Raw genomic sequence first — 9,563 nt, 5'->3', positions numbered from 1 at the left:
CATACTTGGGGGAGTAGCCTATAGCAACCAAGACCTGGATGCTATAGGCTACTCCCCCAAGTATGCCTCCGATTTCAGCAATTGTGTCGGCTAAGGTAATGGCAGCGGCGGGAGTTTGATAGTAATCTAGAGTAACTAGAGACACTGCTTGTAGGGTAATTCTGTCAAGCCATTCTTTCTGGAGGGTTTGGAAAACGCCTAGGCTAATCGCACTTTGTTCTCCAACCCAGTCAATGTGGGTGCGGATAGCTTTAGTGCCATGAGCATAGCTACATTTGAGTCCAAATTCCATGCGCCGATATAAATCTTCCCCTTGCCAATAGGTTTCGGCATCAGCATCTCCGGTCAGACAGGCACTATTAAAGGTACCATCAGGATTGGGAGACCGTTCCCAGATATGACCTTTATCCAGATGGGTGTGTATATCTAGAAAACAGGGCCATACTTGTCCTTGCTTGAGATCTATACTCGGGATATGACTGGGTATGTTACTGGTATCTGTGCTAGCTTCAACACTGTTTGCAATGCTGTTGTCGGTACTGTTTGCGTTCCCGTAGCGGCTCTTTTCGACCATCGTGTTTTGCTGCCCCTTGGGAAAAATCGCCTTTGGCACCATAGCAGCAATGGCTCCCTGATTAATTTCAATATCAACTAAGCACAAACCCTGCTCGTTGCGATCGCAAACGTTGCTGTTTTCCAGTAGGCAACATGGTACGTAGGCATTTTTGAGCCAGTATCGTTCGGCATTGGGAATCATTAGGGAGTAGGGAGTAGGGAGTCGGGAGTCGGGAGTCGGGAGTCGGGAGTGGCCTATGGAAAAATTGAATGTACCTCATAAGTATCATAAACAGTATCATAAACGCGCAGTCGATCATCAAACCCAATCCTGATTTCTGATCACACCAAGAAATCCTCTGCTGTTCTAATCTTCCTTGATCCGAAGTTCCCGATTCCCGATTCCCAATTCTAAATTCTAAATTCTAAATTCTAAATTCTAAATTCTAAATTCTAAATTCTAACTTCTAACTTCTAACTTACCGATTCCCCATCTCCCCATCTCCCCATCTCCCCATCTCCCCATCTCCCCATCTCCCCACACTTAAACCCTCTAACCAGGCTTCAGTAGCTTCGGCATTTAAAGGTTTAGAAAACCAATACCCCTGTCCATATTGACAACGCCAATCACAAAGCTGTCCCCATTGCTTTTCAGTTTCTACTCCCTCTGCTACTACATGTATACCAAGGTCGTTTGCCAACTTTACCATCCACCGCAATATTTCCCCATGTTTGTGATCATCACTCATGCCTTTGACAAAAGAGCGGTCAATTTTCAATATATCAATGGGTAAATTTGGCAAGTAACTCAAGGCAGAATAGCCAGTCCCAAAATCATCAATGCACAACTGAATCTCTCGCTGTTTGAGTTTCTCCAACAGAACCACTGCAGTGGTTTCCAGCAGTACACTTTCTGTGATCTCCAGTTTCAAACTCTTGGCATCGAGACCAGAATCCCACAAAATTGTGTCGATTTTACTGATTAGATCTGGTTGGGATAATTGTAAGCTAGAGACGTTAACGCTGATGGTTAAATCTCGATATTGGGCAAACTGTTGTTGCCACTGCCACATTTGTTGGCAAGCCTCCCGTAGTACCCACCAACCCAGTGGCACAATCAGCTTTGTTTCTTCTGCCACCGGAATAAATTCTGCTGGCAACAGCAGTCCCCGTTCGGGATGCTCCCAGCGCACCAGTGCCTCAAAGCCAGCCAGCTTATGGGTTTCAAGAGACACAATCGGCTGGTAATAAAGCCGCAATTCTTGGCGCTTAATACCCAAGCGTAAACTATCTTCTAACTGCAACCGCTCTGCACTCCGGGTGCGCATGGCAGGGGTAAATAGCTGATAGCCAGTGTTACTTTCCATTTTGGCTCGATAAAGAGCTAGACTGGCGTTGTCAAGAAGAGCAGAGGGTTGGTAATCATCCCTGTCATTGCTAGCAATTCCAATATTGGCACTCATAAAGATCTCATGGTCATCAATCGAAAAAGGCGATCGCAGGCTAGCGCAAATCTGTTCTGCTACCAAGGTAGCTTCACTGACATCGTTAATGTCTTGGAGCAAGACCGCTAATTCATCTTCTGACCACCGCGCCACTGTATAGTTAACGGTATAGTTAACGGTATAGTTAACGGTAGAATTCAGGGTATAAGTCAAGCGAGAATCAAAAGCCTTTAGCAATTTTGATCCCACTTGCCGTCCCATACTAAACTGAATGACTTTGAAACGTTCCAAAGCCACCAATAAGACGGCGAATCGATAACCCTTATACCACTTTGACCTCTGGATTACTTGCCTCAACCGTCTCCTAAAACTATCTGGGTTAAGCCAGGGAATCAGGAGGTCATTAAAGGCAGAATCCTGAAACCTTTCTACAGGTTGCTGATCTGGCTGATCATTGTTAATTCTAGCGAACACCTACTTTCTCTATCACCCTGAATTAGCCCAATTGAGTTACTCATTGATAATTGAGCCAAAAAGGAAACCCGAAAGGCAAAAGCTGTGGTATAGTAAACGTTTTGCCATATTCTTTAAGCTCAATTGTGTTAATGGTTGTTAACGATGAACATCCTTCCTGATGGTTTGACTCAGCAAATCAATAACGCTGTTTGGCATCATCCTAAGTTGCGGTTATACCGTTTAAATCAGAGGTGGGACTGTTGAATGTGGACTGAATGTGGACGATAAACAAGCAACGGTCAACTCTCGAAAACCAAACTTCAATACAACGCTAGCCACTGTGGAACAGTACCGTGGATCAGTTATGGAACATCTTAGTTAACCATTAGTTAACCAGGTATAACAAAATAGAGCATGGAGTAGGGGTAAATCCCATGCCCTATTGTTGGATGCCCACAATTACGAGGTAGTTTTAACTGTTACCGATACTTTTTAGCTACCAAAGTCTACCAAGATAGACCAAGGCCCGCCAATGCAAGATGCTTTCACATCCAGGGGGTATCTCCCAAAGCTCTGACGGAATATCCCGCGAGCGCCATAGAAATGTCAAAAAAGTGGTTCCACCGTAGGTCGAGAGCGCAACTATTAAACCCTTGGTTTTCGGCTTTAATTTAAGTTACATAATAATCCCTGTCGGTGTTACCCTAATTTAAGTCTAACAAATAATAAGAGTTTTTGGTAGACTCTGTGACATTTTTTCTAGCTGTTTACTAACCCTTTAACCCGTATAGGTAGTTTTTAGATGGCTTAATTGCGTAAGCCTGGTTGACTAGGGAAGCTGATCCCCCTTGAAGTAGGTAGCCAGCGATCGCTTATTGAACGCTGACTTGGCGTTAACCCTAAAGGACGATTTGCGATCCCTATCCTTAAGGTAAATCGGCAATTTGGCTTTGTCTGTGAGAAAAAGTAATAAATAATTATAATTGATTACATAATAAAAAGTAATGAGTGTTGAAGAAGCATTGGCGATAGTGGATACGGTCATCAAACCCGAACGCTTAAACGCAGTTCAAGAACTGGTGCTCCGCCAATGTTGGTCAGGACAAACTTATCAAGAGATTGCTGACGGTTCCGGTTACGATGCCGATTACATTCGGGTGGTTGGCTCCCGGTTGTGGCATATCCTCTCAGAGGTTTTTGGAGAGAAGATCACAAAAAATAACATTCGTTCTGTGATCAGGGAGCGATTACGAGAGGTGGAGCTTGAGGAGTTGCCAGAGGTCGAGCTGGAATTACCTACAGAGATGGAATTACCTAGAGGTGTGGTGCCTCTGAATTCTTCTTTTTATATCGAGCGTCCCCCCAATGACTCTTTATGTTACGAAACAGTGTTGCAGCCAGGGGCATTAATCCGAATTAAAGCCCCTAGACAGATGGGTAAAACCTCGCTGATGGTGAGGATTCTTGATCACGCTAGAGCATCTGGCTTCCGCACAGTTGCTCTGAGCTTGCAGCAAGCCGATGCCAATGTGTTCACCGATTTAGAGCGATTTTTACAATGGTTCTGTGCCACAGTCACTCGTAGCCTAGAATTACCGAATCGACTGACTGATTATTGGGATGATATCTTTGGCAGCAGTGGAAATACCACAGATTACTTCGAGAAGTATCTATTAAAAGAAATAGATACACCGGTGGTATTGGCCTTAGATGAGGTCAACCTGTTGTTTAATTACCCTGCCATTGCCACGGATTTTTTGGGTTTGTTGCGAGCTTGGTATGAGAAAGCCAAATACGGTGTAACCGGTAGCACAATTTGGCAAAAATTGCGCTTAGTTATTATACATTCTACTGATATTTATATTACGTTACATATCCACCAATCCCCTTTTAATGTGGGATTATCTATTGAATTGCCAGAGTTTACTAACGCCCAAGTGCAAGAATTAGCCCGTCGCCACGGAATCGATTGGGGTAGTGATGATTCCAGCTTCGATCACATATCATTAATTATGGCTAAAGTAGGAGGAAATCCTTGTCTTTTAAGAGTAGCATTATATCATCTTAGGCGCGGTGACGTTACCTTTGAGGAGTTATTGAATTCAGCAGCAACTGAATCGGGAATTTATCATGATGACCTTCGACGACAATGGTGGAATCTACAACAATATCCACAACTGGTAGTAGCCTATCGAAAAGTGGTTATGTCATCCCAGCCAGTGGAATTAGAGCAAAAGCTAGCCTTTAAGTTGCAAAGTTTAGGATTAGTACAGCTCCACAAACAGGGGGCTGTGCCTAGTTGTGATTTGTATCGTCAGTACTTTAGTACTCACTTGGGGTAAAACCCATTGATGCCTGTAAATCATGAAAAAGCACAACTATCAAGTTGGCGGAAGTTTACCCCCTGATACCCTCTGCTATGTGCGCCGTAGAGCAGATCAGGATTTGTATAAGGCTCTGATAGCGGGGGAGTTTTGTTATGTCCTTACCTCCAGGCAAATGGGTAAGTCTTCTTTGAGGGTGCAAACTACTCACCGATTACAAAGAATAGGCATCCACTGTGGAATCGTTGATTTGACGGAAATTGGTACCCAAGATTTGACAGCAGACCAGTGGTATGCTAGTGTAGTACGCTGTCTGGTGAGCAGCTTCAACCTCCAGGTCAATTTACGAGCTTGGTGGCGTTCACACTCTTATCTATCCCCAGTGAAGCGTCTTAGTGATTTTATTGAGGAGGTGCTACTGGCAGAGGTTGAGGGAAATTTGGTAATCTTTATTGATGAAATCGATAGCATTCTGGGTTTATCGTTCCCGATTGAAGATTTTTTTGCCCTAATCCGAGCTTGCTACAACAAGCGCACAGAAAACCAAGCCTACCAACGCCTCAGTTTTGTTTTGTTAGGGGTAGCCACTCCCTCGGATTTGATTGTAGATAAGCAACGGACTCCGTTTAATATCGGAAGGGGGATTGAGTTATGTGGATTTACTCTGGAAGAATCCGAAACTCTAGGGCTAGGATTGAGCGGAAGGGTTAGCAATCCCAAAGCCTTACTTAGGGAAATCTTAGCGTTTACGGGAGGACAACCTTTACTGACCCAAAAGCTATGTCAGCTGATTCTAGAGGATACAGAGAATGGTACTGTCAATCCCACATCTCTTGAGTCCCTTGTGGATAGGCGGATTATTAACAACTGGGAAGTCCAAGATAAACCAGAGCATCTCAGGACCATACGCGATCGCATTCTCAGCAATGAGCAACGGGCTGGGCGGTTATTAGGACTTTATCAGCAAATTCTGCAACAGGGGGCAGTAGCAGCAGATGACAGTTGGGAACAAATGGAATTGCTACTGTCGGGATTAGTGGTCAAGAGTCAGGGCAAGGTTAAGGTTCGCAACCCCATTTATGCGGCTGTTTTCAACTGTGATTGGGTCAGCAAGCAACTATCAAATCTTCGTCCCTATGGCACAAGTCTAAGAGATTGGTTCAATAGTGATTGTCAAGATGAATCGAGACTATTGCGAGGTCAAGCCTTACTCGATGCTTTAGCTTGGGCAGATTCCCGTAGCCTGAGTGACCAAGATTATCAGTTCTTATCGGCTAGCCAAGCTTTGGATAAACGGGAGGCTCAACGGGCTGAAGCCGCACGAACTAAAGCGGTGGCAATACAATTGACCAAAGAAAAGGAAATTTCCCGACTGCAAAAGCTGCTGCTGGCTACAGTGAGCACAGGATTTCTAGTGTCGGCTAGTTTAAGACTGATGGCTTTCCTGGAGTACGAAAAAGCTGTCATTAACGAAATTAATGCGATCGCTAAATCCTCTGAAGTCTTCTATGCCTCCAATCACAAGTTGGATGCCTTGATCTACGCCATCAAGGCTTGGAACAAACTGCAACAGTTAGCTGGAGCAAAGGCAGATACCCAGACTCAAGTTGAGAAAATGCTCTGGCGAATCATGTATGAGATTAAGGAGTACAATCGCTTGTCAGGACATCGGGGTGCGGTTTACGACCTGGTTTTTAGCCCAGATGGTGAGATGATTGCCTCGGCTAGCGGTGACAACACTGTCAAAATTTGGCAGCGGGACGGCAAGCTGGTAAACACCCTAGAAGGTCATGGCTCCCAAGTTAAGGGAGTGGCATTTAGCCCAGATGGTGAGATGATTGCCTCGGCTAGTGCCGACAACACTGTCAAAATTTGGACAACAGAGGGCATCTTGCTAAACACCTTCACTAACTATAGTGCTGGGTTTGAAGCAGTAGCCTTCAGCCCGGATGGTAAGCTAATCGCCTCCGCTAGTGAAGACAACACTGTCAAACTTTTGACCATAGAGGGCAAGTTACACAAACTCCTGACAGGGCATAGTGCAGGAGTTGAAGGAATAGCGTTTAGCCCCGATGGTGAGATTATTGCTTCTGCTTCTGAAGACAATACTGTCAAACTCTGGACAAAAGAGGGTAGCTTGCTTAGAACCTTTACAGGTCATAGTGCAGGAGTTAAAGGAGTAGCGTTTAGCCCCGATGGTGAGATTATTGCTTCTGCCTCTGAAGACAATACTGTCAAACTCTGGAGAAAAGAGGGTAGCTTCCTTAAAACCTTAACAGGACATAGGGACGAAGTTTATGCAGTTGCTTTTAGTCCCGATGGTAAGCTAATTGCCTCGGCTAGTGAGGATAATAGCATTAAACTCTGGACAAAAGAGGGCAGGTTGCTCACTATCTTAGAAGGTCATCGGGATGAGGTACAGGGAGTAGCATTCAGCCCTGATGGTGAGATAATTGCTTCGGCTAGTGAGGACAGTACGATTAAGCTTTGGAAACAGAACAGTACCTTGTACACAACCCTTACTGGTCATTGCAGTGGGGTTAGGGCAGTGGCATTCAGCCCCGATGGTAAGCTGATTGCTTGCGCAAGTAGCGACAACACTGTCAAACTCTGGCAACCAGACGGCACCTTGCAATCGACTCTGAGTAATAATAGCGCTATAGTTAGGGGAGTAGCATTTAGTCCCGATGGTGACATTATTGCTTCCGCAAGTAGTGACAAGAGAGTGAAACTCTCGGATCAAGATGGCACCTTGCTAGGTACTTTGAACAACCATTCCGCTGGGGTTGAGGGAGTAGCGTTCAGTCCCGATGGTCAGATAATTGCTTCAGCCTCTGAAGATAAAACCATTAAACTGTGGCAGCGGAATGGGACTTTACTAACCACCCTAGAAGGTCATAGCAATGAGGTGGATGGAGTAGCGTTCAGTCCCAATGGTAAGATAATAGCTTCGGCGTCTGAAGATAAAACTATTAAACTCTGGAAGTGGGATAGTACCTGTACAGGGCAAGCAAAACCAAGCGCTGCGACCCCGCGCTTTTTCAAAGCGCTAGGGAACGCGCACCGTGACAACAGCAATTTACTACCGGAATGCTGGAGCCATAGTCTCTATACTCTCACAGGCCATGAGGATGAGGTAAAAACTGTGGCATTTAGCCCCGATGGTGAGCTTATTGCTTCTGGTAGTGAGGATAAGACAGTTAAAGTCTGGAAAGGAGACAGTGAAGACTGGTATCTGACAAAACCAAAACTGCTACATACCCTGACAGGACACAGTGACCGGATTACGGGAGTGACCTTCAGCCCCGATGGCACAATGATCGCTTCTGCCAGTGCTGACAAGACGGTGAAACTTTGGCAGCGGGATGGTACCTTGCTGACTACCCTCACAGCACATCAAGATGAGGTGGAGGGAATTGCCTTCAGCCAAGATGGGGAAATTCTAGCCTCTGCTAGTGCTGATAGTAAGATAATTTTGTGGAATGTGGATCAAGTCCTCGATCTTGATCAAGTCCTAACCTATAGTTGTGATTGGGTCCAGGATTATTTGATAACAAATGCTGAGCTAGAAAAAAGCGATCGCACTCTTTGTGATCGGATTAAGGAATTGAAAAGGGAGTAGGGAGTAGGGAGTAGGGAGTCGGGAGTCGGGAGCAGGGAGCAGGGAGCAGGTAAGAGGCAAAAGGCATGCATGCAAGAGGCAAGAGGCAAGAGGTGAAAAATATTGTGTACCTCATAGCTATGATAAACGCTATAATTATAACTTATCTAAATAATTAAACTTATATCATTTCAGGATAATTATCCTTAATAAAAATCTCCCCATCTCCCCATCTCCCCATCTCCCCATCTCCCCATCTCCCCACTCCCTATTTTAATGATGAACAAAATTCCCATCCTCCAACCTGGTAAATCTTATACGTTTAGAAGTTATTTTGAGATGGTAGTTGAGCCAGAAGACATTCTGGCTGAATTTGGCTATACCTTGAAGCGAAGATCTTTGAATTTAGAAAAGTCTACAACAAAACTAGACCGACTTTCTAGTCTCAAATCCAGAATTGAAGAAAGCTTACCCTATGTTAGTTTAACCAGTGAAGCAGCTCGACGGGAATTACTAATCGCTCCTATTTTACTTGATTTAATCCACTATACTCAAGCCCAGCTAAGAATCGAATATCCCCTCACTGTTACAGAATACTTAAAAGGTTATCTAGACTATTATCTTTATACCGATAGTAAACTGCTGGTCATAGAAGCCAAAAATGCTAATCTCCAAAGAGGCTTTACCCAACTTGCTGTAGAATTAATTGCCCTCGATCTATGGAGTGACGGTGACCAATTGATTTTACAGGGTGCTGTTTCTACAGGGGATATCTGGCAATTTGGGCTTTTGCACCGAGAGCATAAACAAGTTACTCAAGACCTGAATCTTTACCGTGTTCCAGCTGATTTAGAAGAATTGTTACGAATTTTGGTAGCTGTTCTTGGTGATAGAGATGCGGGCAGGGAATAGGGCATAGGGAGTAGGGAGTAGGGAGTAGGGAGTAGGGAGTAGGGAGTAGGGAGTAGGGAGTAGGGAGTAGGGAGTAGGGAGTAGGGAGTAGGGGGAGAAAGATTTTGTCTGGATATTGTAAGTATAGAAAATTATCCGGATTTGATATAAAGTAAGATATTTTTAACTATCAATAATCAATTATTTTAAATAGTTTTTTGTTTTTTATACAATTATATAGATATTTTATATGTTATGGTGCAACAATAATAATATCCCTTGTATATTATA

6 protein-coding genes and 1 pseudogene are annotated in these 9,563 nt (G+C 44.3%); 3 read left to right on the top strand and 4 right to left on the bottom strand.

Annotation, left to right across the window (positions count from 1 at the left end; genetic code table 11):
- The 3 genes and pseudogenes from F6J94_RS24220 to F6J94_RS24210 all read right to left on the bottom strand — a co-directional run.
- Positions 1 to 661: pseudogene (locus F6J94_RS24220) on the bottom strand (hypothetical protein); the annotation flags it as partial.
- On the bottom strand, positions 648 to 836 hold the full coding sequence (locus tag F6J94_RS24215) for a hypothetical protein (RefSeq protein WP_293044857.1): 189 nt from the start codon (positions 834 to 836) through the stop codon (positions 648 to 650). The pseudogene F6J94_RS24220 and the gene F6J94_RS24215, both read right to left, overlap by 14 nt.
- Before the next feature lie 198 nt (positions 837 to 1,034).
- Positions 1,035 to 2,474, bottom strand: a complete 1,440-nt coding sequence (locus F6J94_RS24210) for a bifunctional diguanylate cyclase/phosphodiesterase (protein ID WP_293044855.1) — start codon at positions 2,472 to 2,474, stop codon at positions 1,035 to 1,037.
- 986 nt (positions 2,475 to 3,460) lie between these two features.
- On the opposite strand from F6J94_RS24210, the gene F6J94_RS24205 reads away from it, so the two are divergent.
- Together F6J94_RS24205 and F6J94_RS24200 are read left to right on the top strand one after the other, a co-directional pair.
- On the top strand, positions 3,461 to 4,798 hold the full coding sequence (locus F6J94_RS24205) for an AAA-like domain-containing protein (RefSeq protein ID WP_293044853.1): 1,338 nt from the start codon (positions 3,461 to 3,463) through the stop codon (positions 4,796 to 4,798).
- Between the two features lie 22 nt (positions 4,799 to 4,820).
- Positions 4,821 to 8,402 carry an AAA-like domain-containing protein gene (locus F6J94_RS24200; protein ID WP_293044852.1) on the top strand — a complete coding sequence of 1,194 codons (3,582 nt, stop codon included), beginning with the start codon at positions 4,821 to 4,823 and terminating at the stop codon, positions 8,400 to 8,402.
- Here F6J94_RS24200 and F6J94_RS24195 read toward each other — a convergent pair.
- Positions 8,380 to 8,517, bottom strand: a complete 138-nt coding sequence (locus F6J94_RS24195) for a hypothetical protein (protein WP_293044850.1) — start codon at positions 8,515 to 8,517, stop codon at positions 8,380 to 8,382. The genes F6J94_RS24200 and F6J94_RS24195 overlap by 23 nt on opposite strands.
- 203 nt (positions 8,518 to 8,720) lie before the next feature.
- On the opposite strand from F6J94_RS24195, the gene F6J94_RS24190 reads away from it, so the two are divergent.
- Positions 8,721 to 9,293 carry a hypothetical protein gene (locus F6J94_RS24190; RefSeq protein WP_367142263.1) on the top strand — a complete coding sequence of 191 codons (573 nt, stop codon included), beginning with the start codon at positions 8,721 to 8,723 and terminating at the stop codon, positions 9,291 to 9,293.
- Positions 9,294 to 9,563 lie beyond the last annotated feature (270 nt).

The organism is Moorena sp. SIO1F2 (genome assembly GCF_010672755.1).
Classification (GTDB): Bacteria; Cyanobacteriota; Cyanobacteriia; order Cyanobacteriales; family Coleofasciculaceae; genus Moorena.
This window is presented reverse-complemented; position numbering and strand designations above follow the sequence as displayed.

Coding starts and splice junctions, on each gene's coding strand:
- F6J94_RS24195 (WP_293044850.1), bottom strand. CDS start 8,517: ATGAGGTACACAATATTTTTCACCTCTTGCCTCTTGCCTCTTGCATGC.
- F6J94_RS24205 (WP_293044853.1), top strand. CDS start 3,461: ATGAGTGTTGAAGAAGCATTGGCGATAGTGGATACGGTCATCAAACCC.
- F6J94_RS24190 (WP_367142263.1), top strand. CDS start 8,721: ATGGTAGTTGAGCCAGAAGACATTCTGGCTGAATTTGGCTATACCTTG.
- F6J94_RS24200 (WP_293044852.1), top strand. CDS start 4,821: ATGAAAAAGCACAACTATCAAGTTGGCGGAAGTTTACCCCCTGATACC.
- F6J94_RS24215 (WP_293044857.1), bottom strand. CDS start 836: ATGAGGTACATTCAATTTTTCCATAGGCCACTCCCGACTCCCGACTCC.